The organism is Gordonia zhaorongruii (assembly GCF_007559005.1).
Lineage (GTDB): Bacteria > Actinomycetota > Actinomycetes > Mycobacteriales > Mycobacteriaceae > Gordonia > Gordonia zhaorongruii.
This window is the reverse complement of the sequence record NZ_CP041763.1, coordinates 906406-930593: the sequence shown is the minus strand read 5'-3', so window position 1 is coordinate 930593 and position 24188 is coordinate 906406. Positions and strand designations below refer to the sequence as shown.

Below are 24188 nucleotides of genomic sequence, written 5' to 3'. Positions count from 1 at the left end.
GATCAGCCGATCCGGCGGTTCACCGCCCACCTCGTCAGCGCGTTCCGGTTGGACTGCTGCGTCTTGCGCAGCACGTTCGATGCATGCGTCTCAACGGTCTTCACCGAGATGAACAGCTCTTCCGCGATCTCCCGGTAGGTGTAGCCGCGCGCCAGCAGCCGCAGCACTTCGAGTTCGCGCTTGGTCAGCGAGTCGAGTTCGGGGTCGAGGTGCGGTTCGGGAACCGACGACCGTCCGGTGAACGAGTCGAGGACGAACCCGGCCAGGCGCGGACTGAACACGGCGTCGCCCTCGGCGACGCGACGGACGGCGTCGGCCAGTTCCTTCCCGTCGATGGTCTTGGTGACGTAGCCGCGGGCCCCGGCCCGGATCGTGGCGATCACGTCGGTCGCCGCGTCCGACACCGATAAGGCGAGGAACACCGGAGCCTCGTCGCCGAGTTCGTCGGTCACCCCGCGCAGCACCGCGACGCCTCCCCCGCCGGGCATGTGCACGTCGAGCAGAACCACATCGGGTTTGGTCTCGATGATGCCGGCGATCGCCTCCGGCACGGTCCCCGCATCACCGACGACCTCCAGCCCGGACTCACCGGCGAGTTCGGTGCGCACTCCGGACCGGAACACCCCGTGGTCGTCGACGAGGAACAGGCGGTACGTGGTCTCGGTCATGCGATCTCCTGATCTCGTCGTGCCCGCCGGGAGTCCTTGGCAGCAGCCTTCGGATCCGGTTCGGGTGCGGGGCTTTCCGCGATGGCTGTGCGCGGCAGGGTGAGCGTCACATTGGTGCCGCGACCCGGGGTCGAGGTGACGCGGGCCGCGCCACCGGCCCGTTCCATTCTTGCCCGGATGGAGCCGGTGATGCCCTGGCGGTCCTCGTCCACGGCGTCCACGTCGAATCCGTTTCCGCGGTCACGGACGAACACCTCGACTCCGGTCTCGGCGACCTCGCAGTAGACGTCGATCTTCTCGGCACCGGAGTGCTTCGCCGCGTTGACGAGCGCTTCCCGGGCCGCCGCGATGAGCGCGGCCCACGCGCGCACGCGTTCGGCGTCACGCATCTCCTCCGGCGTCACGTCGCCGACCGTGACGGTCTCCACCTCGACCCCGTAGGAGTCCTCCACCTCGTCGGCGACCACGCTGATCGCTGCGGCGAGCGACTCCCGCGGTTGCGCCCGGTCACCGAACAGCCATTGGCGGAGTTCGCGCTCCTGACGCCGGGCCAGCCGTGCCACGGTGTCGGGACGGTCGGCCTGCTTCTGAATCAGGGCGAGGGTCTGGAGCACCGAATCGTGCAGGTGTGACGCGATCTCCTCGCGCTCGTCGTTCCGGATCCGTGCGGAACGTTCCTCGTTGAGGGCCCGCAGCATCCGCATCCACAACGGCACCGTCAGCAGCAGAGCGCCGACGAGCGTCGCCAGCACGGCGAGCAGGATCGGGCTCATACCGGCGAGGGCGGTGTCGGGAGACGTGACCGCCAGGACCAGCCCGCCGACGACGAGGACTGCTCCGGTGATCAACCGCAGCCACGTGAGCAGCCGGGACCGTGACGCCGAGATCCCCGTGAGATCGGCTTCGCGCCAGACGAGGGTCGCACCGCCGAGGACCAGCAGCACCGCCAGCAGCGCGCGGGCCGGGGCGTTCGAGGCGACCATGCCGTTCGCGGTCAGCGCCAGCACGGCGAGCACGATCAGTCCGTACGCCTGCCTGCGCTCCGCGGGCCGCACTCGTTCGGTGTCGTTGCCTCCGGGGCAGAACAGCCAGAGCAGCGCGTATGCGAGCACGCCCGCCCCGGCGAGGGCGGCCAGAACCACGAACACCACGCGTACCCGGAACACATCGACACCGACGTGGTCGGCGATGCCGCCGCACACACCGCCCACGACTTTGCCGCCGCTGCGTCGGTGCAGCCGCGGCGTCGTGCGGGTGTCGATCTGTCGCTTCATCACTTTCGATAGTGGCACGTGAGAGGCGATCGGCACATCAGGGAACATCTCAGGGTTTAGCCCGATCCGCTCCGCGCTGCCGGCCGCCAAGATGGGATGCATGAACGCTTCGACCTTCCAGGACATGTGGGATACCCGGCCGGTACGCCGCCGGGACCGCGGCACGGTCGCCGGCGTGTGCGAAGGCATCGGCGATCGCTACCGCATCGATCCGACGCTGGTGAAGGTCGCCTTCGTCGTCGCCACCGTGTTCGGCGGCAGCGGTGTGCTCCTGTATCTCGCGGCGGCCGTCGCATTGCCCGCGCACGATAAGGTGAACCCGAACCAGCATCGGGCGCATCTCGCGGCCGGTGGGCACAGCAGAGGCCACGCCGGACGCAGGCGCGGCGGACCGCCGGCTCCGAAGTGGATTGCCCTCATCGTTCTCGCCGTGATCGCGATGTCGACGATCGGCAGCCAGAACACCTGGGGCAGCAGCGGTCTCCTGGGAGTGCTCCTCATGGCGGTCGGCTGGTGGCTCCTGTATCAGCGGACTCCCGTTCCGCCTGCCGGGACGTCGGCGAGCTCGCCGGACGATTCGCCCGAGGCAGGCGCGACGTCAACCATTCTGATGCCCACCCCGAAGGTCCCCGCCGGATCGGTCGCCGCCGACGACGTCGCAGCGGACGCGACGACTGTTGGCATGGCGGCAGACGCGACTCCCTCGGCCGACGCCCCCGCTGCCGAACCCGATTCACTCGACGACCTTCTCCCGCCCACTCCACCGAGCTGGGACCCGTTGGGAACGGCTAGATTCGCCTGGGACCTACCCGAGCCGACCGCTCCCCCGCAGCCGCCGACGCCGCGTGTTCCGCGATCCCCCTTGACTCCGATCGTCGCGGGTCTCGCCGTGATGGTGGGCGCGGCCGGCACCGCCGGGCATCTGGCGGGGGTCGACTGGTTCACGCCCGGCAGGATCGCCTCCCTGGTGCTCGCCACGTTCGGCGTCGGCCTGATCGTCGCCTCGATGCAGCGGCGGCCCACCGGCGGAGTCAGCACAGGCCTGCTCCCGCTGGCTGGCCTCGCTGCGGCCGCCGTGCTCGCCACCACACTCGTCACGGGCAGCGGCCAGATCATGCCCAGCGGCGGTGTGGGCGACCGGTCGTGGCACCCGCCGTCGGCCGCCGACCTGCAGGACGACTACCACCTCACCGTCGGTTCCTCGACGCTCGACCTGCGCGACGTCGGTGACCTCGACCGCGACCGCACGGTGACCGTCCGTCAGGGCGTCGGCGAGATCAAGGTCCTCCTGCCCGACGACCTCCGCGTGCGCACCGAGTGCACTGCCGCGGTCGGCGAAGTGAAATGCGCGGACGGCATGGTGAACCCGGATGCCGAGACCCCCGTCCTGACCATCGACGCCCACACCACCCTGGGCGAAGTGGAGATAGTCCGATGACCGACCAGACACCACACGCAACCGATTCGTCGGCCTGTCCCGAACAACACCGCAGCCCGTTGCTCGCCGTCTTCGGCGTTCTCGCCCTCATCGTCGCCGGATGGGGCTTCGCCGGCGGCCCCGACCTGGGCGATGCACACGCCGCACCCTGGGCAATTCTGATCGTCGGTGTGGTGGCGGGTGTCGGACTGGTCGTGAGCGGCATTCGGCGGAGGTAGGGAATCCTCTCGCCGGTTGAGCTCCGTCGAAACCCTCGCCTCGCTGGTTGAGCTCCTCCTCTCGTCGGTTGAGCTCCGTCGAATCCCCACCCCTCGCTGGTTGAGCCCCGTCGAAACCCTCGCCGGTCGCCCCCTCTCCCCTCGCCGGTTGAGCCCCGTCGAAACCCGACTGTCCCACCCCCTCGCTACTCTCCGACCATGGTGGACGTAGATAGATGGCGGTTCTGGCAGTTCTTCAATCAGGACGACCAGCTCGAGTGGATCGGCGTGATGCGACCGACGGCGCACGCCCGGATCGATCGTCAGAAGATCTGGACGCTACTCCCCGGCCAACGTCGGCTTATCGCCAACTGGTTCCTCGCCCAGGATCATCAACTCGATGGGGGCGAACGCCACTGGCACCACGACTCGATCACCGGCTGGGACTTCCTCGACGCGGCCGTCGTCGTCCCCGAGCCGTCGAAGGACGACGTCGAACGGCTGTCTCGGCCCGAAGCGGTCCTCACGTTCGATCAGATCGACGACATTCCGCTGCTGAAGATCACGGGGAAACGGGATTACGACCGGATCATCAGCGAACGCGGCACGTAGCCCGCAGCCTTCACACGCACTACGGCCTCCGCTCGATCGAGCGGAGGCCGTAGTGTCGGGCATTTCAGGGAGCGGTCACTCCCACTCGATGGTCCCCGGCGGCTTGCTCGTCACGTCGAGCACGACGCGGTTCACGTCGGGAACCTCGTTGGTGATGCGGGTGGAGATCGTCTCGAGCACCTCGTACGGGATCCGCGTCCAGTCGGCGGTCATCGCGTCTTCGCTCGACACCGGGCGCAGCACGATCGGGTGGCCGTAGGTCCGGCCATCGCCCTGCACGCCGACGCTGCGGACGTCCGCGAGCAGCACCACCGGGCACTGCCAGATCTGGCCATCGAGGCCGGCCGCGGTGAGCTCCTCACGCGCGATCAGGTCGGCCGTGCGCAGCAGATCGAGGCGATCCTTGGTGACTGCACCGACGATGCGAATCGCCAGGCCGGGTCCCGGGAACGGCTGGCGGGCGACCATCTCCTCGGGCAGTCCCAGTTCACGTCCGACGGCGCGCACCTCGTCCTTGAACAGAAGTCGGAGAGGTTCGACGAGCTTGAACTCGAGGTCTTCGGGGAGGCCGCCGACGTTGTGGTGGCTCTTGATGTTCGCCGTGCCGCTGCCGCCGCCGGATTCGACGACGTCCGGGTACAGCGTTCCCTGGACGAGATAGTCGATCGTCCGACCCTCTGCCGCACGATCACCGAGTGCCTCGGACACGACGTCCTCGAACGACCGGATGAACTCGCGGCCGATGATCTTGCGCTTATCCTCCGGATCAGACACACCAGCAAGGTGTCCGAGGAACGTCTCCTCGGCGTCGACGGTCACCAGGCGGGCGCCGGTGGCGGCGACGAAGTCGTTCTGCACCTGCTCGCGCTCACCGGCGCGCAGCAGACCGTGATCGACGAACACACAGGTGAGGCGATCGCCGATCGCGCGCTGCACGAGAGCGCCTGCCACAGCAGAGTCGACACCGCCCGACAGCGCGCACAGGGCAAGGCCGTCGCCGACCTGCTCGCGCACATCGGTGATCAATGCCTCGGCGATGTTGGCCGCGGTCCACGTCGGCTTCAGGCCCGCGACGTCGTACAGGAAGCGGGTGAGCACTTCCTGGCCGTGCGGGCTATGCATCACCTCGGGGTGGTACTGGACGCCGGCCATCCGCCGCTCCACACACTCGAATGCAGCGACCGGTGCGCCCGGCGTCGACGCGGTCACGTCGAACCCTTCGGGCGCGCTCTGGACGGCGTCGTTGTGGCTCATCCACACCGGCTGCGTATCCGGGAGTCCACGGTGAAGCTTGCCCTCTCCCGACACGGTCAACGTCGTGCGCCCGAACTCGCGTCCGCCGGTGTTGGCGACCTCGCCACCGAGCGCCGCAGTCATCTTCTGGAATCCGTAGCAGATGCCGAACACCGGAATTCCGAGGTCGAAGAGCTTCTCGTCGATGGTCGGCGCACCGTCGGCGTACACCGACGCCGGGCCGCCCGACAGGATCAGCGCCGCCGGGTTCTTCGCAGTGATCTCCTCGAGCGTGGCGTCATGGGCGACGACCTCCGAGTAGATGCGAGCCTCGCGCACGCGCCGAGCGATGAGCTGCGCGTACTGGGCTCCGAAGTCGACGACGAGGACAGGACGCGGGTGCTCCGGGGATGAGTTCGTCACGGGTGCAGTCTATCGGTCGGGCGGGACTGGTATTGACGCTGGTTGAGCAGCGTCGATCTCGCGACGAGGAGTTCGTTCGCGACAGGGTGTTTAGCCCTCTCCGGTTCCAAGCAGTCCGTTCTGCACGACTGTGGTGCACGCACAGTCGCACGAATACGAACCTGCCCGTGAACTGCGTCGGCCACCGTGCGCCAAACCATACTCATCGCGCCATCAGATAACCTGACACCTGCGGCCCGACGGACTTCTACGCCTCGCGCACCTTGATATGTCCCCACCCGCACGAATCGTTTCGTGCTGCCTTGGGGACTGAGAGTGACGCTGCTTCGTACGACCGCCGCCGACCCGCGGATGAGTCAGCCGGATTCGTTGGTGGAGCAGTTGCTGAGCCAGATGTTGTTCACGACGGGGCACCGCGCCGGAGAGTCGGAGCAGAACTCCTGGCGGCGCAGCCTTCCCGCTCTTGCCGGTGACCTCCGTGAGGCCGGCCTCGGCAACGTCGAGATGTTGGTCGAGTACCACATGCCCCTTACCTCGAAGCGCGCCGACGTAGTACTGGCGGGGATTCATCCGAGGACTGGCGAGCCATCGTACGTAGTGATCGAGCTGAAGCAGTGGACTGCCGCATTCTCGTTCGAAGACAGTGCCGAATTGGTCGAGGTTCCGGGTATGCCCGGCGGACCGAAACTCAATCCGATCCTGCAAGTTCGTGGCTACTGCGAGTACATCGGTGACTTCGCTCGCGTACTGCAGGACCAACCGGACGCGCTCGCGGGGGCCGTGTACCTCCACAATGCCAATGACCCGAGCCTCGTCGACGACCTGAAGGCAGTACCCGTCACGACGATGGGGCGGGTCTTCACCGCCGCCGACCGCGGCAAGTTCCACGAGTTCCTGCGGTCGCGACTCTCCGACAAGCAAGGTAGGTCGTCGGCGGACCTACTCCTCAATTCTGCGGCGGCACCGTCGCGCCAGTTACTCAAGGTCGCCGCCGAGGAAGTTAAGAACCGGTCCCAGTTTCATCTGCTGGGTAGTCAGCAACTCGCGGTTGACCTGGTGATGCATCAGGTCGACCAGGCGAAGAAGTCGAACTCCAAGCGCGTCATCATTGTGGCCGGCGGTCCGGGAAGCGGTAAGAGCGTGATCGCTCTCGAACTCTTGGGAGAGCTGGCACGTCAAGGCCGTTCAGTACTTCACGCGACCGGTTCCCGGTCCTTCACTCAGACGCTTCGCAAAGTCGCGGGGTATCGCGCACCGCGCGTGCAAAAGATGTTCAAGTACTTCAACCAGTTCATGACAGCCGATGCGAACGACCTCGACGTCCTCATTATGGACGAGGCCCACCGCGTCCGCGAGACGTCGGTCGACCGATACACCAAGGCGGCGCTGCGTACAGATCGACCACAGGTCGACGAACTGATCTCGGCGGCCCGCGTCCCCGTGTTCCTACTGGACGAGCACCAAGTGGTTCGCCCCGGCGAGATGGGTTCACTCGAGCAGATCACGTCGTATGCGAAGTCGCTCGGTCTCGAGACCGTGCATATTCCACTCGACGCGCAGTTCCGTTGCGGTGGCAGCGCCGAGTACCTCGAGTGGGTCCAGCGACTTCTCGGCCTGTCGGAAAAGGAACCGACCGCGTGGAAACCCGTCCCCGAGTTCACCGTCGAAGTCGCAGACACTCCCTGGGACCTTGAGCGACGGCTCCTGGAAAAGATGGACGACGGCTACTCGGCGCGGATGACAGCCGGTTTCTGCTGGCCGTGGTCCGACCCGCGAGACGGCGAACTCGTCCCCGACGTCGAGATCGGCGACTGGGCTCGCCCCTGGAACGCCAAAGGCGACCGACGTATCGGCGACGCTCCGCCGTCCGCACTGTGGGCGACGCAGGACGGCGGCTTCGGGCAGGTGGGATGCATCTATACCGCTCAAGGCTTCGAGTACGACTGGAACGGCGTGATACTCGGCCCCGACCTCCTATGGCGGGACGGCAGGTTCGTCATCGATCGAAGTGCCAACCGTGACCCCGACTTCAGAAGTTCAACGAAGGTCTCCGATCTTCGCTTCACCCGACTCGTCCGCCATGTCTACAAAGTGCTGCTCACGCGCGGCATGGTCGGGACCGTCTTGTACTCAACGGACGAAGAGACGCGGGATGCGTTGCATCGGCTGGTGAACAGCACTACCTGACACCCGGCCACAACTGAATAGAACACCGACAAACGAGCACGGCCCGACAGGCTTCCGCCCAGGACATGCCTCCACTCGGAGCGAACCTGGACATGCTGGGCGCATGGCCGCCTGGATCTTCACTATCGACGCGATGCACCTTGAGTACGGAATCTAGCCGCTCACTAGGGCGTGGGCGCCGCGCCCTGGCTCAGTCGCCGTACTTGGTCAGGAGTTCCACGGGGAGGTGGCAAAAGTCGTCGGGAAAACGCGCAAGCCGATCTTGATGCTCCTCAGCACTTCGCACATAGTTAGCGAGCTGAAGCACCTCCACCGCGATCCGGTCGGCGTCATCGCGCGCAGTGATGAACGCTCGCGCATGGTCGAGGTGAGACGGACTGTCGGAGTACACGCCGGTGCGATATTTCCGACCGACGTCCGGCCCCTGCCTGTTCACACTGCACGGGTCGATGATCTCGAAGAAGTACGCCATCAACTGCTCGACGCTCACCACAGCTGGATCGAACCGCGTGCGCACGCACTCGGCGTACCCGTCGTAATCGCCGTCGATGGACTGGCTGGCGCCGTTGGCTCGCCCCGCCTCGGTGAAGGTCACGCCCGGCAGCGTCGCGATGAACGCCTGGACGCCCCACAGACAGCCGCCGGCGAAGTAGATCTCCTCGCTGCCTTCGTCGCCGCCCATGCGCCGATGGTATCGAGCAGGCGCACTACACGAGTGGGCTCGGTACAACCGAGCCAGTTTTCGGAGCCAACCGCCGATTCAGACATCCCTGTACGTTGTACATGGCCGATAGACAGGTCCGCACCCCGACGAAATACGATGACCAGGTGACCAACCTCGCCAACGGCGCCACCCCCGCTGCCCGCCCGTGGGCACTCTCGCTCGCCGACCTCGTTCAGGCGGCCGTGTTCGCGGCGCTCATCGCCGTCCTCGGACTGACTCCCGCCATCAATCTGTCCGCGGGCGTCCCCATCACGCTGCAGAGCTTGGGCATCATGCTGGCGGGTGCGATCCTCGGGCCGAAGAAGGGCACGCTCGCGGTCGTGATCTTCATGGTGCTGGCGATCGTCGGCCTGCCAATCCTGTCGGGCGGGCGCACGGGTCTCGTGTCGCTGAGCGCGCCGACCGCTGGATTCTTCGTCGGCTTTCTGCCCGCGGTCATCGTGATCGGCGTGCTCACCGCGATGATGATGCCGAAGTACCGCGTCGTGCTCGGCATCGTCATCAACCTGATCGGCGGAATGGCCGTGCTCTACGCGTGCGGCACCATCGGTCTCATGATCAAGGCCGACATGGGACTGGGCACAGCGCTCGCCACCAACGGTCCGTTCGTCGTCGGCGACCTCATCAAGGCCGTCGTGGCCGCACTCATCGCGGCTCCCGTCCACCGAGGACGCCCCGGACTCATCACTCCCTTGGGTCGCCGCAGACATGCGTGAAACGTCGATCGTCTTCGACGACGTCTCCCACAGCTTCGGCGACCGACCCGTTCTCCACGACATCACCCTGGAGCTGACACAGCGGCGCATCGGGATCGTCGGAGCCAACGGATCGGGAAAGTCGACGCTGGCCCGCATGATCAACGGGCTGATCCGCCCCGACCGCGGGACCGTCACGGTCAACGGGCTCGACGTCCGGAAGAACAAGCGCGCCGTACGGCGCGACGTCGGCTTCATCTTCAGTGACCCCGACCGGCAGATCATCATGCCGACCGTCGCCGAAGACATCGAACTGTCACTGTCTCGGACCATCAAGGACAAGTCCGAGCGGAAGACCCGTGCGTTGTCGGTGCTGTCGGAGTTCGGGCTCGACGGCCACGCCGACCAGCCCGCGCACCAGCTGTCTGGCGGGCAGAAGCAGTTACTCGCGCTGGCATCGGTGATGGTGCTCGGACCGTCCATCCTGGTGGCCGACGAACCGACGACGATGCTCGATCTGCGGAACTCCCTGATGCTGCGTGAGACTTTCGCCGAGTTGAGCGAGCAGCTCGTTGTGCTGTCGCACGATCTGGACTTCCTGTCCGAGTTCGATCGCGTGCTCGTGATCGACGAGGGGCGGATCGTCGCCGACGATGAGCCCGGGGCTGCGCTCGACTACTACCGGCGGGCGATGGCGTGAGGGGCGTGGGGGTGGCCTGGTTGATTACGGCGGCTTTGGTTTCGATGCCCTCGTTCGCTTCGCTCTCTCGCTTACTCAACCATCGAGAGGGGTCGGGGGTTTCGATGCGCTCCTCCGCTTCGCTCCCCCGCTTACTCAACCATCGAGGGGACGACCCGCTTCGATTACTCAACCAGCGAGGTAGTGAGCGCAGACGGCATCGGGATCTCTCGTGATCGGCGTCTACGTACCGGGGAGGTCGCTACTTCACCGACTACCTGCCGGACTCAAGTTCGTATTACTCGCGGCGTCGATCATCACGATGACGTTCGTCGTGCGGACACCGATGGCGGCCGGGATAGCGGTCGGTTCGACCGTCGCCGCATTCGCGGTCGCGTGGGTGCCGGTCAAACTCGTGTGGGCGCAGATCCGCGGCGTCGTCTGGATACTGATCGCACTATTCGTCCTGCAGTGGATCCTGTCCGACTGGCGCAAGGCCGTCGTCGTCTGCTCCATCCTGCTCGCGTCAGTCTGCCTCGCTGCCGTCGTCACGCTGACCACGCGGACCTCCGACATGCTGTCCGCGCTGAACGCGGCACTGTCACCGCTCGCCAGGTTCGGCGTTCGCACCGACCTCATCGCCATGACGTTCGCGCTGACCATCCGGAGCATTCCGCTGATCGCCGAAGTGTTCAACCAGGTCGATGAGGCCAGGCGCGCGAGGGGGCTTCGGCCTGGGCCGCGCGTGCTGTTCGCGCCGGCCATCTTGGCGACGTTGGAGACTGCGGATGGATTCGCGGAGACATTGGCGGCGAGAGGGTTGGACTGAGCGGTTCGGCGGGGTTTCGACGCGCTTCGCTTGCTCAACCATCGAGGGAGGGTTGCGCTACAGGCGAACGGGGGTTTCAACTCGCTGCGCTTGCTCAACCATCGAGGCAGGGTTGCGCTCGGACGAGCGGGGGTTTCGACGCGCTGCGCTTGCTCAACCATCGAGGCAGGGTCGACGCTCGGGCGAACGGGGGCTTCGACGCGCTGCGCTTGCTCAACCATCGAGGCAGGGTCGACGCTCGGGCGAACGGGGGCTTCGACGCGCAGCGCTTGCTCAACCATCGAGGGAGGGGTGCGCTGGGAGGGCGGGAATAGGTCGGCCGATTCGCTCGTTGAGCGAGCTAGGGAGCGCCGCGTCGGCGCTCCGGATTAGACTGAGAACTGGCTGTCTCATCAGCCGACGGACCGACGACACGAGGAGGACACGGTGGACCACAGCAGTCGCCTGTCGCTCGCTCTGTTCGCGCACACGGTTCACCTGCTCACCGACCACTGTCGGTAGAGCGCCCGGCCATCAGCAGTGCCCCGTCGACATTTTCGACGCGTCACGCCCGGCGCTCACGAGCCCCACTCTCCTCCCGCGAGACCCTTCACCAGATCCTCAGCAACTTAGGAGTTGCCATGTCCCCCAAGATTTTCGACGACGCCACCGCACTGATGGGCCGGACTCCGCTGGTCCGCCTCAACCGAATCACCGACGGAGCCGAAGCCACTGTTCTGGCAAAGCTCGAGTTCTACAATCCCACCAACTCCGTGAAGGACCGCATCGGTGTCGCGATCGTCGACGCGGCCGAGGCCTCCGGTGACCTGCCCGCAGGCGGCACCATCGTCGAGGCGACGAGCGGCAACACCGGAATCGCACTCGCTATGGTCGGCGCGGCCCGCGGCTACAAGGTCGTCTTGACGATGCCCGAGTCGATGTCGAAGGAGCGTCGTGCACTCCTGCGCGCGTTCGGCGCCGAGCTCATTCTGACCGCTCCCGCCGACGGCATGGCCGGCGCAGTGAAGGCCGCCGAGGAGGTCGCTGCCGAGCGACCCGGTGCCGTCCTGGCTCGCCAGTTCGCGAACCCGGCCAACGCCGAGATCCACCGCAAGACCACCGCCGAGGAGATCTGGACCGACACCGACGGCAACGTCGACGCCGTCGTCGCCGGCATCGGCACCGGTGGCACCATCACCGGCATCGGTCAGGTCCTCAAGGAACGCAAGCCCGACGTGAAGATCTTCGCTGTCGAGCCCGAGGAGTCGGCCATCCTCAACGGCGGCAAGCCCGGCCCGCACAAGATTCAGGGCCTCGGCGCCAACTTCGTCCCCGACGTCCTCGACCGTGACGCCTACGACGAGGTCATCGACATCAACATCGACGAGTCGCTCAAGTGGTCGCGCCGCGCCGCCACCGAGGAAGGCCTCCTCGTCGGCATCTCGTCCGGTGCCGCACTGTCGGCAGCCGTCCAGGTGGCTAAGCGACCCGAGTTCGCGGGCAAGACCATCGTCGTCGTGCTCCCCGACTTCGGCGAGCGCTACCTGTCGACTCCCCTGTTCGAGGGCCTGGTCGACTGATGTCCGCCCCGTCCCGACTCCTGAGCGAACTGCGTGAAGACCTGCAGGTCGCTCAGGAACGGGATCCTGCGGCGCGGTCCACACTCGAGATCGCGCTCGCCTACCCCGGTGTCCATGCACTCTGGTTCCACCGGGTGTCGCACCGCATGTGGACGTCCGGCGGCGTCTCCCGACTGCCTGCCCGGTTGCTGTCGCAGTTCGCGCGGTTCATGACGGGCATCGAGATCCACCCCGGCGCGACCATCGGCCGACGCATGTTCATCGACCACGGGATGGGCGTCGTGATCGGCGAGACCACCGTGATCGGCGAGGACGTCGTCATGTTCCACGGCTCCACCCTCGGCGGAGTCAGCATGAGCAAGGGCAAGCGCCACCCGACCGTCGGCGACCGCGTCCTCATCGGGGCGGGCGCCAAGGTGCTCGGGCCGATTCAGCTCGGCGACGACGCCAAAGTCGGTGCGAACGCGGTTGTGGTTCAGGACGTGCCTGCTGGGCACGTCGCGGTCGGGCTGGCTGCGACGTCGAAGCCCGGGGCATCGACGACGGATCCGTATGCGGATCCGGCACTGTACATCTGACGCACCTTCACTCGCGATTCACGGCAACCGCGGCGCGGATCAGATCCCTGAACGCATCATCGTCGAGGACGTCCGATTTCCTGACGTCCACGGCGCGGCGGGTCCCGGCGGTGAGACGCGCGTTGAACACTTTCGCCGGATCGGGCAGCGCAGCTCCTTTGGCGAATGTGACCTTCACCTTGTCCTTGTAGGTCTCGAGCGTGCACACCAGGCCGTCGAGCGAGAAGGTCGGCACGCCGTCGGGATTCGATGGCTTGCGCCATTTGATCTCTTCGACGATCTCGGCCGTCGTGATCAGCTCTCTGATGTGCGCGACGCGCGCCGCGCGCCATTCTTCGCTCATTCCTCTGACGATAGCCGCGCGAACCGGCAATTCGCGGTCCGAATGGAGCGGATTCCGCCGCTCGCGTCGTCTCAGTGGTACCGCTCCGGACCGGCGACCGGCTATAGCGGCTTCCCTCCTCTGAGCGGTACCACTTAAACGCGGTGGCTAGGCCACTCGATGATTGAGCCGGCGGCACGCAGCGAAGCGGAGTGGCGACCGAGTCGAAATCACCGATCGAAGCGAGAGTGGGTTTCGACTCGCTTCGATCGCTCAACCAGCGAGGGGGCCTCGACCATCAGCGAGGGGGCGGGCCACGTACCTACGTGCGGATGGTTTCGACTCGCTGCGCTCGCTCAACCAGCGAGGGAGGGAGACTCGACCATCAGCGAGGGGGCGGGCGAAAGCGGCTGATCAGGGCTTGTTGACCGGCGTGATCGGCAGGCGGAGAGCGCCGAAGGCGCCCTCCGGAACGACCGGGGCCTGCGGCGCGACCGGCGTGAGCCGCTGATAGCCGTCGCCCTGCACCGGCCGGGAATCGTCCTGACCCTTGTTGGGCCACAGGGAGATCGCGCGCTCGGCCTGCGCGCAGATCGACAGCGACGGGTTCACGCCCAGGTTCGCGGTGATCGCCGCACCGTCTGTGACGTGCAGCGTCGGGTAGTTCCACACGCGGTGATACGGGTCGATGACGCCACCCTCTGGACCGTCGGAGATGACGCAGCCGCCGAGGTAGTGCGCGGTCAGCGGCATGTTGACCACATCGCCCCACGTTCCGCCCGCAATCCCGTTCGGAAGCTTGGCCGCCATCCGCCGGGTGGCCTCGTTCCCCTTCGGGATCCACGTCGGGTTGGGTTCGCCGTGCCCCTGCTTGCTGGTCACGTACTTGAACGGGCCCCACTTCTTCACGAAGGTCGTGAGCGAGCTGTCGCTGTTCTGCATGACGAGCGCGATGACGGTCCGCTGACTCCACTGACGGACGTAGAGGAGGCGGACCAGGAGCAGCGGGTTCCGGATCACATCGCGCAGGAACTGACCGAACCTGTTGGTACGACTCCCGCCGTCGGTGAGAAGCGTCTGCAGGTACGCGATCGCGTTGCTGCCCTTGCCGTAACGGACCGGTTCGACGTGCGTGTTCGACTCCGGGTGGAACGACGACGTGATCGCGATGCCCTCCGAGTAGTCGGACGACGGATCGTACTTGCCGGCCATCGCACCCAGGATCGACTCCGAGTTGGTCCGGGTGAGGACGCCGAGCTTCTCCGACAGCTTCGGAAGCGTGGACCACTTGGCCTTGTGCATGATCCGCTGGGTGTTGAAGGTTCCCGCGGCCATGATCACCTGACCGGCCGTGTACGTGCGCTTGCGAGCACCGAGCGGACCCCACGACGACGACCCGTGCGTACTGACCGTCCAGGTGCCGTCGGAGTTCTCGGTCAGCCCGTCGACGGTGGTGCGGTCGATGATCTGGGCGCCGTTGCGCTCGGCGAGCCCGAGGTAGTTCTTCATCAGCGTGTTCTTGGCGCCGACCCTGCAGCCCGTCATGCACGCACCGCATTCGGTGCAGGCGGTCCGCTCGGGTCCGGCACCGCCGAAGTACGGATCGGGCACCGTCTCCCCCGGGGTGCCCTCGCCACCGGTCTTCGCACCGAAGTACACCCCGACCGGTGTGGAGACGAAGGTGTCCCCCACGCCCATCTCCTCGGCCACCTCTTTGACGATGCGGTCGGAGTTGGTGAAGGTCGGGTTCGTGACGACGCCGAGCATGCGTCGCGCCTGCTCGTAGTGCGGCGTCAGCTCGTCTTCCCAGTCGGTGATGTGACTCCACGTGGAATCGGTGAAGAACGGGGTCGGCGGCTTGTAGAGCGTGTTGGCGTAGTTCAGCGAACCGCCGCCCACTCCCGCTCCGGCCATCACCATGACGTCCTTGAGTAGATGGATCCGCTGGATGCCGTACATCCCGAGCTTCGGCGCCCACACCCATTTGTGCAGACGCCAGCTCGTCTTCGCGAACTGCTCGTCCTCGAACCGGCGGCCGGCTTCGATCACGCCGACGCGGTAGCCCTTCTCGACCAGGCGGAGGGCGCTCACGCTGCCCCCGAAACCCGAGCCGACGATGAGGACGTCGAAATCAGTCTGCTCCATACCGGAACACACTAATGAACATTGTCTTACCAGCGGTAGTAAGTGCAGCCTTACGCCCGAATGGAGAGTCCCACCTTCTGGAACTCCTTGAGGTCGGAGTAGCCGGCCTTGGCCATCGATCGGCGCAGGCCGCCGACCATGTTCAGCAGACCGTCCGGATCGTCCGACGGACCGTTGAGGATGACGTCGAGTGCCACCCGATCCGCTTCCTCGGCCACCTGCAGCAGAGCGCCGCGCGGCATCTCCGGGTGGGCGGCGGCCGACGGCCAGTACCAGCCACGACCGGGAGCACTGGCGGACGCAGCGAGCGCAGTGCCGAGCACCGCGGCGTCGGCGCCGCAGGCGATCGCCTTGGCCAGATCGCCCGAGGCGTGGATGTCGCCGTCGGCGATCACGTGCACGTACCGGCCGCCGCTCTCGTCCAGGTAGTCACGTCGGGCCGCCGCAGCGTCGGCGATCGCGGTCGCCATCGGCACACCGATGCCGAGCACCTCGCCGGTCGTGGTCGCGCCCTCGGCCGAGCCGTAGCCGACGATGACGCCGGCTGCCCCGGTGCGCATCAGGTGCAGCGCCGTGCGGTGGTCGTGAACCCCGCCCGCGATCACCGGGATGTCGAGATCGGAGATGAACGTCTTCAGGTTGAGCGGCTCGGCGACCAGTTCCTCATCACCGCGGTCGACGAGGACCACGTGCTCGGCCGAGATGATCGTGCCGTGCACCACGAGCAGTTCAGCGCCCGCTGCGATGATGCCGGGCGTGAGTTCGGGCGCGTGCTGCGGGCTGACGCGCACCGCGGTGGTGACGCCGGCGTCGCGCACCTGGCGCACCGCCTTCGCGAGCAGGTCCGGGTTGATCGGCGCCGCATGCAGCTTCTGCAGATGACGCACGGCCGAAGACGGGTCCGGATCGTTGGTGGCGATGTCGACGAGTTCGCCGATCTTGTCCTCGACGTTCTCGTGACGCGCCCACAGGCCCTCGCCGTTGATCACGCCGAGTGCGCCGAGCTTGCCCATCTCGATGGCCGCCTCCGGCGAACCGAGGGCATCCGTCGGGTGGTTCAGGATCGGCGAATCGAACCGGTAGGCATCGATCTGCCAGGCCGTCGACACGTTCTTCGACGAGCGGGTGCGACGGGACGGGACGATCGAGACGTCTTCCAGTTCGTATGTCCGGCGGGCGGTTCGGCCCATGCCGAACTCGACGAGATCACGCAACGTAGCGCCTTTCTTCGGGTGCCTGGGTCAGCGGGCGTAGTAGTTCGGCGCTTCGGCCGTGAGCGTGATGTCGTGCGGATGCGACTCTTTGAGTCCGGCCGCGGTGATCTGCACGAACTGCGCCTCCTGCAGCTGCGCGATCGACTCGGCACCGGTGTACCCCATCGCCGCACGCACGCCGCCGGTCAGCTGGTGGACTACCTGCGAGAGCGGGCCGCGGAACGGCACCCGTCCCTCGATGCCCTCGGGAACCAGCTTCTCCTCGCTGAGGACGTCGTCCTGGAAGTAGCGGTCCTTCGAGTACGACTTCGCCTGGCCGCGCCCCTGCATCGCACCGAGCGAGCCCATGCCGCGGTAGCTCTTGAACTGCTTGCCGTTGACCAGCACCAGCTCCCCCGGCGACTCTGCGGTACCGGCGAGCAGCGAGCCCAGCATCGCGGTGTCCGCGCCCGCGGCGAGCGCCTTCGCGACGTCGCCCGAGTACTGGAGCCCGCCGTCGGCGATCACCGGGATGCCCGCGGGCTTGCACACTGCGGCGGCCTCGAGGATCGCGGTGATCTGAGGTGCCCCGACACCCGCGACGACGCGCGTCGTGCAGATGGAACCGGGACCGACGCCGACCTTGACCGCGTCGACGCCCGCATCGATCAGCGCTTGGGCGCCACCACGGGTCGCGACGTTGCCGCCGGCGATCTGCACGCGGTTGCCGAGTTCGGACCGGAGCTTGCGGATCATCTCGAGCACGCCACGGGAGTGGCCGTGGGCGCTGTCGACGATGAGCACGTCGACGCCGGCATCCACGAGCGCCATGGATCGGGTCCATGCCTCCTCACCGGCGCCGACCGCGGCACCGACGAGCAGGCGACCGTCGGCGTCCTTCGTGGCATCCGGGTGCTGCTCGGTCTTCACGAAGTCCTTGACCGTGATCAGACCGGTCAGACGGCCGTTGCCGTCGACGATCGGCAGCTTCTCGATCTTGTACCGCCGCAGCAGGCCGAGTGCGGCCTCGGCGGACACGCCCTCCTCGGCGGTGATCAGCGGAGCCTTCGTCATCACCTCTGCCGCCGGACGCGACTGGTCGGCTTCGAAGCGCATGTCGCGATTGGTGATGATGCCGACGAGATCGCCTGCGGTGTCGACCACCGGAAGACCCGAGATCCGGTACCGGGCGCACATCGCGTCCACCTCGGCGAGGGTGTCGGTGGGCAGACACGTGACCGGGTTGGTGACCATGCCCGCCTCCGAGCGCTTCACCGTCTCGACGGCGGCCGCCTGCGCCTCGATCGACAGGTTGCGGTGCAGCACGCCCATGCCGCCGGACCGTGCCATGGCGATCGCCATGCGCGCCTCGGTCACCGTGTCCATCGCAGCCGACACGAGGGGCACGCGCAGCGTGATGTCCCGGGTCAGTTTGGACGAGGTCTCGACGGCGCTCGGGATCATGTTCGACGCCGCCGGAAGCAGCAGTACGTCATCGAATGTCAGGCCGAGCATCGCGACTTTGCTCGGATCATCTCCACCAGTGCGAACGTGCGTCATCTGGCCATCGTACCGAGTACGGAACGGTGCCTGGTTTCCGGCCGTCCATCGGTTACGGTGGAGATGTGCATGACCAATTCCCCGGACTTCCGCCGGACCCCTTCGCCGACGACCCGAGCGACCCCGCGATGGCGCTCGAGGACATCGATCCGGGCATCCCGCTGGATGACGCCGAGCGGGTAGCCGTCCAGGAGGATCTAGCCGATCTCGACGTCTACCAGCGTCTCCTCGCTCCGCGGGGCTTCCGCGGACTCGTCGTGGTCTGCGAGGACTGCCGTGAGGACCACTACCACGACTGGGACATGCTGCGAGCGAACCTCTCACAGCTGCTCGTCGACGGTTCGGTCCGTCCGCACGAGCCCGCGATGGACCCGCAGCCCGAGGACTACGTCACCTGGGACTACTGCCGCGGCTATGCCGACGCGGTGTTCCGCTACAACGAACCCCGGATCTGAATCGCGGGATTCGCACCTCGTACAGCAGAAAGACCCCGGTACACCAGAAAGATCCCGCCCGGCTGATTGCCGAGCGGGATCTTTTTCGTCATGCGTGAGCCGTCACCGGCCCGTAGGCGGCGCCTAGCTCGACTAATTGCCCCCGGGGAGCAGGTCGATCGACACTGAAGGCACCGGTATAACCGTCGTCATGCTGGGGTTCGTGCTCGGCGGCGTGGTCGGCTTCTTCGTCGGCGACGAACGCGGATCGGTGGGTTCCGTCTCCGGGCTCGTCGAGTCGGCGGTCGGCTTCTCCCACGGCAAGGTCGGACGCTCCAGCTGCAATGTCGGACGCTCCCACGGCAAGGTCGGACGCTCTCGCTGCGAGGTCGGACGCTCCCGCTGCGAGGTCGACTCGCGGGAAGGTTCGCTCCGAGGGTCGATCTTCTCCTTGATCGCGTCGACGTGCTCGTCGATGAGGTTCTTTATCCGGTCCTCAAGACGTTCGTGGACGTCCCCTTTTTTCACCGGGCCGAGATCTGCTCGTGCACGCTCGACGTACGTCCGCCCCATGACCTGGTCACCGGCCGCGAACGCCTCCTCCGCAGCCTTCAGGTTGCCCTCGACGTTGACCCGGGCCTGCGTCTGCTGAGCCTCGTCGGCGAACACCACCTGCTTCACGCTCCACAGCGCGTCGCCCGGTTCGGCACCTTCGGACATCACCATCAGACCTGCACCGAACACGGCGAGGATGGCAGCAGCACCGGAGACGATGCGCAGTCGGCGGGACAGCGAGCCACGCGCATTGCGGACCGCCATAGCGTCGTCCACCTGCGCGAGTGTCGGCTCCGCCGGAATCGGAGCGCTCAACGCATCCGACCGCCATGCGGTGATGAGGGAGGCCACCTCGTAGTCGTCTACGCCCGTCACCTCTGCGGCACGACCGGCCGCCAAGTCCTCGATGAACGCGTCGTCACGGTTGACCGCACCGACGTCGATGGGGTCGGACTGCGGATCGAAGGGGTCTCGCATGTTCCTCATCGACGTTCACCTCCTGGGGCCACTAGTTTCTTGAGTTTCGTCAGTGCACGGTGCTGGGCCACTCGGACCGCTCCCGGGCTGGAGTCCACCATGTCGGCGGTCTCCTCCGCAGAGAGTCCGACGACGAGCCGCAGTACGAGGATCTCGCGCTGCTTCTCGGGCAGGTGCTCGAGCAGATCGCGCATCTGCCTGCCGGCATCGGCGTCGATCGCCGACTGCTCGGGGCCGTTCGAGAAATCCACGGACTCGGGGAGCTCCTCGACGGGATCGGCCTTGATCCGCGACGCCGACCGCATCGCGTCCGCGACCTTGTGGGAGGCGATGCCGTACACGAACGCCATGAACGGCCGACCCTGGTCTTGATACCGGGGTAGAGCGGTCATCACAGCCATCAGCACCTCCTGAGCCACATCGTCAGCGGAGAACAGATGCCGTTCACCGGCACCCATCCGTCCTCGGCAGTAGCGCAGGACTGGTTCCCGCACACTTTCGAGTACTGAGCTCAGCGCATCGCGGTCGCCGGCAGCGGCCGCCTGGACCGCCTGGCCCAACGCATCACCTGTCAGTTTCATCGTCAATCGAGTCTCGAAGTGTTACGGGTTGGAAAGGGTGAACCGGACACAGAGTGGCAACACCGCGGGCCGGAGCGATATTGCATGGGTTCATCCGCCCACCATATCGACCTACCCCGCAGCCTCATGTCGCCGGAGTGATCGGCATACCGAGAACTGTGAGCTGTTCGCCAAGTATGTCCACCCGGCCGACTTCAGTCATTCGACTGGGGGACAATCCCTGGATCATAGTCGCAGACGCCCACGCCAGAGGAAGCAACCCTGCAGGTCCGCACTGTTTCTCACACCATTGCGCCGCATCGACCGCCGCCTCGGGATCCCCCGATGCGGCATCGGCCGCGGCGCAGATGAGTGTCGATTTCACGACGTGGCGGTGCGACGGCGTGTCGCGCGCGAGTGACCGAACGAGGGCCCGGCCGTCGGCGACTCCTGCAGAGTCCCCCGAATACAACGCGAGTTCGGTGGATACCCAGGCGTGCCGCAACCGCACCCGTGGATATATGGCCCAGTTCACATCCGTACTGCAGGCCGACTCCTGAGCCGCCAACTCGGCCTCCGCGCGACGAAGCAGTGCACGGGAGGCACCGAAGTCGCCCACACCGAGGTTGTCGGCAGCCAGACCGATTACTCCGTCGAGCCACGCGGCCACCATCCACGGGTCGCCGCCACCCGACGCTGTAGGCCGGTCCGCGGCGATCAGACACGCGCGTCCGTCACTCATCCGCGCGCGCCCGTGCTCCCCCGCCTGTCTGATCAGCGACCCCCGCGTCCCGTATGCGAGCGATGCGATCGCCGGGTCGACGGCTCCTGCGGATGCCGGAGAGACCAGTTCGGCCAGGATCTGCCGGGCAGCCGCCGCCCGACCACGACCCCCGAGAGCCACCGCCCGGGCCCACCGATACGCGCCTGCGGGCGCATCGGCTCCGAGATCGGGCACCCCGAACGCCTCCAGCGCCGCATCAGTACTGAGGGATACACCTGCTTCGTCGGCCGCGCCTCGCATCTCTTCACCTTCCGCAATGGCTTTACGCATAACGAGGAATCGATCACATCACCTGTTTAACTTCACATGACATTCAGTGAGACTCCGGCCGCTTCCGTACTTCCCGGGTAACCGGGCGTTTGCATCCGATTCACATTCCACCGTCCTGACGCCATCTTGCCAGTACCCGCGCCACCGAGTTAGCGGCAGACCGGCAACCGGTACCGACCCCGCGATAATTGCAGGTAGCTGAGCTTTCTCGCCCTACTACTCGTTCCTCAGGAGCCCTCTCGGGCACCCCGAAAGTCCGAATTCGGAGCAGCACCTCCTGTTCACCGAAAACCCGCCGACCGGCCTTCCCAATCGTGCAAATCGACGTTTGACTCACTTTTCAGAAGCGTCATACATTGCCATCAGACGCAATCCACGTCTCGACTAAATCAGGAGCTAGATTGACCACCACGCTCGACCGACTCCCCGGACCGAACTCCGATTTCTGGGATTGGCAGATTCACGGCAGCTGCCGCGGTCTCGATTCATCAGTCTTCTTCCACCCCGAGGGCGAACGCGGCCAGGCCCGCATGCAGCGCGAGCGGCGCGCCAAGCAGGTCTGCGCGGCGTGCCCGGTGCTGACGCAGTGCCGCTCGCACGCGCTCGACGCCGACGAGCCGTACGGCATCTGGGGCGGCCTCACCGAGTCCGAGCGCAACCTGATGCGTCGCAGGCAGCCGCGGCGCCGACTGGCGAGCTGACCCAGAGACTTCAGGGGCTGGGGCGTAACCGGCCTGCGCCAGACCTCGGTCCGGCCGGCGGCCTCAGCCCAGCCGGCACCACCGCGCACGCGAAAGAAGCAGCCCCGATCGGATCTCTCCGATCGGGGCTGCTTCCGTCTTGGACAGCTAGGTTCAGCTGACGACTGCGAGGATGTCGCGAGCCGAGAGGATCAGGTACTCCTCACCGGCGTACTTCACCTCGGTCCCGCCGTACTTGCTGTAGATGACGACGTCGCCCTCGGCGACGTCGACCGGCACACGGTTGCCCTGCTCGTTGACACGGCCGGGCCCAACGGCGACGACCTTGCCTTCGGACGGCTTCTCCTTCGCCGAGTCCGGGATGACCAGACCGGAAGCGGTGGTGGTCTCGGCCTCGACAGCCTGAACGAGGATCTTGTCCTCAAGCGGCTTGATATTCACGCTCGCCACGATGTCAGTCCTTCTCATTTCAGTCACTGATGAACGTTCTTGGCATCCTGAACACTCCGACTACGTCGTCGCGGGTGCCGCAGCAGTGTGATCCAGGACTGACTAGCACTCTACCTACGAGAGTGCCAACGCTCAACACCGAGGCCGTTCAGAGTTTGCTGATCTGCACCGACATACCCGGGTCGGTCGCCACCGTCAGCGGCGACGCCTGCGCACCGCCGCCGATCACATGCGCGCCGAGCGTGGCGACCATCGCGCCGTTGTCCGTGCACAGTCGTGGTTTCGGGATGCGCAGATCGATCCCCTTCGCGGTGGTCCGCTCGGCGGCGAGTGACCGGATACGCGAGTTGGCCGTCGCACCGCCGCCCAGCACCAGGGTCTCGACGTCCCGGTCCGCACAGGCACGGATGGCCTTGGCGGTCAGCACATCCGCAACGGCCTCCTGGAACGACGCGGCCACATCCGGCACCGACACGGTCCGCCCGGCACGCACCTCGCCCTCCACGAATCGGGCGACGGCGGTCTTGAGCCCGCTGAACGAGAAGTCGTACGGGGCGTCCCGCGGTCCGGTCATGCCTCGCGGAAACGGGATCGCCCCCGGGTCGCCCTGCGCGGCAGCCGCGTCCAGCGCCGGGCCGCCCGGGTAGCCCAGATCCAGTAGCCGGGCGACCTTGTCGAACGCCTCCCCTGCCGCGTCGTCGACGGTGGTGCCCATCTCGACCAGTGGGCGGGAGAGAGCGTCGATGCCGAGCAGGTGGGTGTGCCCGCCGGAGACGAGCAGTGCGACCGAGGACGGCATGGGTCCGTGCTCGAGGGTGTCGACCGCCACGTGGCCGCCGAGATGATTCACCGCGTACAGCGGCACATCCCAGGCCAGCGCGTACGCCTTCGCTGCGGCGACGCCGACCAGCAGGGCCCCGGCCAGGCCCGGGCCGATCGTGACGGCGATGGCATCCGGACGATCGATTCCGGCGGTCTCCCGTGCCCGCGTCATGGTCGGCACCATCGCCTGCAGGTGCGCCCGCGACGCGACCTCGGGCACCACACCGCCGTAGCGTGCGTGCTCGTCGACGCTGGAGGCGACCTCGTCGGCGAGCAGGGTCGCCGTCTCACCGTCCCACGAGACGATGCCGACACCGGTCTCGTCGCACGAGCTCTCGATCCCCATCACGATCACGAGGGTTCCTCCTGTCCAGGGTGTTCCCCGCCCGCCGGCCGGACCATGGTGTACGCGTCGGCACCGGACGGCTGATAGTACTTGCGCCGGGTTCCGGCGACGGTGAAGGCGTTTCGCTCGTAGAGCGAGATAGCCACCTGGTTGTCGGTGCGCACTTCGAGGAACACCGGTGCGGCGACGCGGTCGGCGACGTCCAGGAGCGCTGCCAGCAACGCCCGACCGTATCCGCGGCCCCGGAAGTCGGGATCGACTGCGATCGTGTGGATCTCGCATTCCCGGTCGTCGACCGGACCCAGGACGCTGATCCCCGCGTAACCCGCGACCCGACCGCCCTGCGCCGGGCGCACCGCGAAGTACCGGTTGTGGTCGGCCCTGAGTTCAGAGATGAAGCCGGCGAGCGGCCACGGGGAATCGCCGCTGAACATCTGCGTCTCCAGCTCGGCGCACCGGGCCAGATCGGCCAT

Annotated in this window: 25 protein-coding genes; 11 read left to right on the top strand and 14 right to left on the bottom strand. The window is 66.6% G+C overall.

The annotated features are described in order from the left end of the window. Positions 1-2: 2 nt before the first annotated feature. A complete protein-coding gene (locus FO044_RS04220) occupies positions 3-668 on the bottom strand; it encodes a LuxR C-terminal-related transcriptional regulator (protein WP_132993961.1) in 666 nt (221 codons plus the stop codon). Beyond that, positions 665-1942: a sensor histidine kinase gene (locus FO044_RS04215; protein ID WP_132993962.1), complete on the bottom strand. Its 1278-nt coding sequence runs from the start codon at positions 1940-1942 to the stop codon at positions 665-667. The genes FO044_RS04220 and FO044_RS04215 overlap by 4 nt, the downstream gene beginning before the upstream one ends. Before the next feature lie 100 nt (positions 1943-2042). On the opposite strand from FO044_RS04215, the gene FO044_RS04210 reads away from it, so the two are divergent. From FO044_RS04210 to FO044_RS04200, 3 genes are all read left to right on the top strand, one after another. Beyond that, positions 2043-3380: a PspC domain-containing protein gene (locus FO044_RS04210; protein ID WP_132993963.1), complete on the top strand. Its 1338-nt coding sequence runs from the start codon at positions 2043-2045 to the stop codon at positions 3378-3380. Next, positions 3377-3598 carry a hypothetical protein gene (locus tag FO044_RS04205; RefSeq protein WP_132993964.1) on the top strand — a complete coding sequence of 74 codons (222 nt, stop codon included), beginning with the start codon at positions 3377-3379 and terminating at the stop codon, positions 3596-3598. The genes FO044_RS04210 and FO044_RS04205 overlap by 4 nt, the downstream gene beginning before the upstream one ends. 198 nt (positions 3599-3796) lie before the next feature. Continuing rightward, entirely contained in the window at positions 3797-4189 is a 393-nt protein-coding gene (locus FO044_RS04200; RefSeq protein WP_132993965.1) for a hypothetical protein, read from the top strand. Positions 4190-4264: 75 nt separating this feature from the next. Here FO044_RS04200 and guaA read toward each other — a convergent pair whose 3' ends face one another. Next, the gene (guaA, locus tag FO044_RS04195) at positions 4265-5845 is read right to left on the bottom strand and encodes a glutamine-hydrolyzing GMP synthase (protein ID WP_132993966.1); all 1581 of its coding nucleotides are present in this window, start codon (positions 5843-5845) and stop codon (positions 4265-4267) included. Positions 5846-6160: 315 nt separating this feature from the next. Between guaA and FO044_RS04190 the strand changes: the two genes are divergently transcribed. Continuing rightward, on the top strand, positions 6161-8032 hold the full coding sequence (locus FO044_RS04190; RefSeq protein ID WP_328591145.1) for a DUF2075 domain-containing protein: 1872 nt from the start codon (positions 6161-6163) through the stop codon (positions 8030-8032). Positions 8033-8222: 190 nt separating this feature from the next. On the opposite strand, the gene FO044_RS04185 is transcribed toward FO044_RS04190, so the two are convergent. Continuing rightward, positions 8223-8714, bottom strand: a complete 492-nt coding sequence (locus tag FO044_RS04185; RefSeq protein ID WP_132993967.1) for a peptide-methionine (S)-S-oxide reductase — start codon at positions 8712-8714, stop codon at positions 8223-8225. Between the two features lie 146 nt (positions 8715-8860). On the opposite strand from FO044_RS04185, the gene FO044_RS04180 reads away from it, so the two are divergent. The 5 genes from FO044_RS04180 to epsC all read left to right on the top strand — a co-directional run bounded on the left by FO044_RS04180 (position 8861) and on the right by epsC (position 13096). Further along, the gene (locus FO044_RS04180; protein ID WP_235831523.1) at positions 8861-9472 is read left to right on the top strand and encodes a biotin transporter BioY; all 612 of its coding nucleotides are present in this window, start codon (positions 8861-8863) and stop codon (positions 9470-9472) included. After that, complete coding sequence (locus FO044_RS04175) at positions 9465-10151, top strand: energy-coupling factor ABC transporter ATP-binding protein (protein ID WP_132993969.1); 687 nt, start codon at positions 9465-9467, stop codon at positions 10149-10151. Before FO044_RS04180 ends, FO044_RS04175 begins: the two co-directional genes overlap by 8 nt. A gap of 211 nt (positions 10152-10362) precedes the next feature. Beyond that, positions 10363-10959 carry an energy-coupling factor transporter transmembrane component T family protein gene (locus FO044_RS04170; protein ID WP_132993970.1) on the top strand — a complete coding sequence of 199 codons (597 nt, stop codon included), beginning with the start codon at positions 10363-10365 and terminating at the stop codon, positions 10957-10959. A 620-nt stretch (positions 10960-11579) separates the two neighbouring features. Beyond that, positions 11580-12518, top strand: coding sequence for a cysteine synthase A (cysK, locus tag FO044_RS04165; protein ID WP_132993971.1), 939 nt, complete (start codon positions 11580-11582; stop codon positions 12516-12518). Then, complete coding sequence (epsC, locus tag FO044_RS04160; protein WP_132993972.1) at positions 12518-13096, top strand: serine O-acetyltransferase EpsC; 579 nt, start codon at positions 12518-12520, stop codon at positions 13094-13096. The genes cysK and epsC overlap by 1 nt, the downstream gene beginning before the upstream one ends. Before the next feature lie 7 nt (positions 13097-13103). Here epsC and FO044_RS04155 read toward each other — a convergent pair whose 3' ends face one another. From FO044_RS04155 to guaB, 4 genes are all read right to left on the bottom strand, one after another. Further along, positions 13104-13439, bottom strand: coding sequence for a DUF1801 domain-containing protein (locus tag FO044_RS04155; RefSeq protein ID WP_132993973.1), 336 nt, complete (start codon positions 13437-13439; stop codon positions 13104-13106). 393 nt (positions 13440-13832) lie between these two features. Next, positions 13833-15563 (bottom strand): GMC family oxidoreductase, encoded by a 1731-nt coding sequence (locus FO044_RS04150; protein ID WP_132993974.1) that lies wholly within the window; start codon positions 15561-15563, stop codon positions 13833-13835. Positions 15564-15613: 50 nt separating this feature from the next. Further along, complete coding sequence (locus FO044_RS04145; RefSeq protein ID WP_132993975.1) at positions 15614-16777, bottom strand: GuaB3 family IMP dehydrogenase-related protein; 1164 nt, start codon at positions 16775-16777, stop codon at positions 15614-15616. A gap of 27 nt (positions 16778-16804) precedes the next feature. Continuing rightward, a complete protein-coding gene (gene guaB / locus FO044_RS04140; protein ID WP_132993976.1) occupies positions 16805-18316 on the bottom strand; it encodes an IMP dehydrogenase in 1512 nt (503 codons plus the stop codon). Between the two features lie 65 nt (positions 18317-18381). Between guaB and FO044_RS04135 the strand changes: the two genes are divergently transcribed. Next, positions 18382-18771, top strand: coding sequence for a DUF5319 domain-containing protein (locus FO044_RS04135; protein WP_132993977.1), 390 nt, complete (start codon positions 18382-18384; stop codon positions 18769-18771). A gap of 132 nt (positions 18772-18903) precedes the next feature. On the opposite strand, the gene FO044_RS04130 is transcribed toward FO044_RS04135, so the two are convergent. From FO044_RS04130 to FO044_RS04120, 3 genes are all read right to left on the bottom strand, one after another. Continuing rightward, positions 18904-19791, bottom strand: a complete 888-nt coding sequence (locus tag FO044_RS04130; protein ID WP_132993978.1) for an anti-sigma-D factor RsdA — start codon at positions 19789-19791, stop codon at positions 18904-18906. Beyond that, on the bottom strand, positions 19788-20363 hold the full coding sequence (locus FO044_RS04125) for a sigma-70 family RNA polymerase sigma factor (RefSeq protein ID WP_132993979.1): 576 nt from the start codon (positions 20361-20363) through the stop codon (positions 19788-19790). Before FO044_RS04125 ends, FO044_RS04130 begins: the two co-directional genes overlap by 4 nt. A 124-nt stretch (positions 20364-20487) precedes the next feature. Continuing rightward, positions 20488-21366 (bottom strand): hypothetical protein, encoded by an 879-nt coding sequence (locus FO044_RS04120; protein WP_132993980.1) that lies wholly within the window; start codon positions 21364-21366, stop codon positions 20488-20490. Positions 21367-21797: 431 nt separating this feature from the next. Here FO044_RS04120 and FO044_RS04115 point away from each other — a divergent pair, with 431 nt between their 5' ends. Continuing rightward, positions 21798-22097 (top strand): WhiB family transcriptional regulator, encoded by a 300-nt coding sequence (locus FO044_RS04115; protein ID WP_132993981.1) that lies wholly within the window; start codon positions 21798-21800, stop codon positions 22095-22097. A gap of 153 nt (positions 22098-22250) precedes the next feature. On the opposite strand, the gene groES is transcribed toward FO044_RS04115, so the two are convergent. The 3 genes from groES to rimI all read right to left on the bottom strand — a co-directional run bounded on the left by groES (position 22251) and on the right by rimI (position 24188). Further along, complete coding sequence (gene groES / locus FO044_RS04110; protein ID WP_132993982.1) at positions 22251-22547, bottom strand: co-chaperone GroES; 297 nt, start codon at positions 22545-22547, stop codon at positions 22251-22253. 148 nt (positions 22548-22695) lie between these two features. Further along, a complete protein-coding gene (gene tsaD, locus FO044_RS04105; protein WP_132993983.1) occupies positions 22696-23724 on the bottom strand; it encodes a tRNA (adenosine(37)-N6)-threonylcarbamoyltransferase complex transferase subunit TsaD in 1029 nt (342 codons plus the stop codon). Then, entirely contained in the window at positions 23721-24188 is a 468-nt protein-coding gene (rimI, locus tag FO044_RS04100; RefSeq protein WP_132994124.1) for a ribosomal protein S18-alanine N-acetyltransferase, read from the bottom strand. The genes tsaD and rimI overlap by 4 nt, the downstream gene beginning before the upstream one ends.

Bases quoted from the DNA above. Each gene is read 5' to 3' on its own strand.
- FO044_RS04205 (WP_132993964.1), top strand. From the start codon at position 3,377: ATGACCGACCAGACACCACACGCAACCGATTCGTCGGCCTGTCCCGAA.
- epsC (WP_132993972.1), top strand. From the start codon at position 12,518: ATGTCCGCCCCGTCCCGACTCCTGAGCGAACTGCGTGAAGACCTGCAG.
- FO044_RS04220 (WP_132993961.1), bottom strand. From the start codon at position 668: ATGACCGAGACCACGTACCGCCTGTTCCTCGTCGACGACCACGGGGTG.
- FO044_RS04120 (WP_132993980.1), bottom strand. From the start codon at position 21,366: ATGCGAGGCGCGGCCGACGAAGCAGGTGTATCCCTCAGTACTGATGCG.
- cysK (WP_132993971.1), top strand. From the start codon at position 11,580: ATGTCCCCCAAGATTTTCGACGACGCCACCGCACTGATGGGCCGGACT.
- FO044_RS04215 (WP_132993962.1), bottom strand. From the start codon at position 1,942: ATGAAGCGACAGATCGACACCCGCACGACGCCGCGGCTGCACCGACGC.
- FO044_RS04185 (WP_132993967.1), bottom strand. From the start codon at position 8,714: ATGGGCGGCGACGAAGGCAGCGAGGAGATCTACTTCGCCGGCGGCTGT.
- FO044_RS04200 (WP_132993965.1), top strand. From the start codon at position 3,797: ATGGTGGACGTAGATAGATGGCGGTTCTGGCAGTTCTTCAATCAGGAC.
- FO044_RS04130 (WP_132993978.1), bottom strand. From the start codon at position 19,791: ATGAGGAACATGCGAGACCCCTTCGATCCGCAGTCCGACCCCATCGAC.
- FO044_RS04175 (WP_132993969.1), top strand. From the start codon at position 9,465: ATGCGTGAAACGTCGATCGTCTTCGACGACGTCTCCCACAGCTTCGGC.
- guaB (WP_132993976.1), bottom strand. From the start codon at position 18,316: ATGACGCACGTTCGCACTGGTGGAGATGATCCGAGCAAAGTCGCGATG.
- FO044_RS04125 (WP_132993979.1), bottom strand. From the start codon at position 20,363: ATGAAACTGACAGGTGATGCGTTGGGCCAGGCGGTCCAGGCGGCCGCT.
- FO044_RS04155 (WP_132993973.1), bottom strand. From the start codon at position 13,439: ATGAGCGAAGAATGGCGCGCGGCGCGCGTCGCGCACATCAGAGAGCTG.
- FO044_RS04150 (WP_132993974.1), bottom strand. From the start codon at position 15,563: ATGGAGCAGACTGATTTCGACGTCCTCATCGTCGGCTCGGGTTTCGGG.
- FO044_RS04210 (WP_132993963.1), top strand. From the start codon at position 2,043: ATGAACGCTTCGACCTTCCAGGACATGTGGGATACCCGGCCGGTACGC.
- rimI (WP_132994124.1), bottom strand. From the start codon at position 24,188: ATGGCCGATCTGGCCCGGTGCGCCGAGCTGGAGACGCAGATGTTCAGC.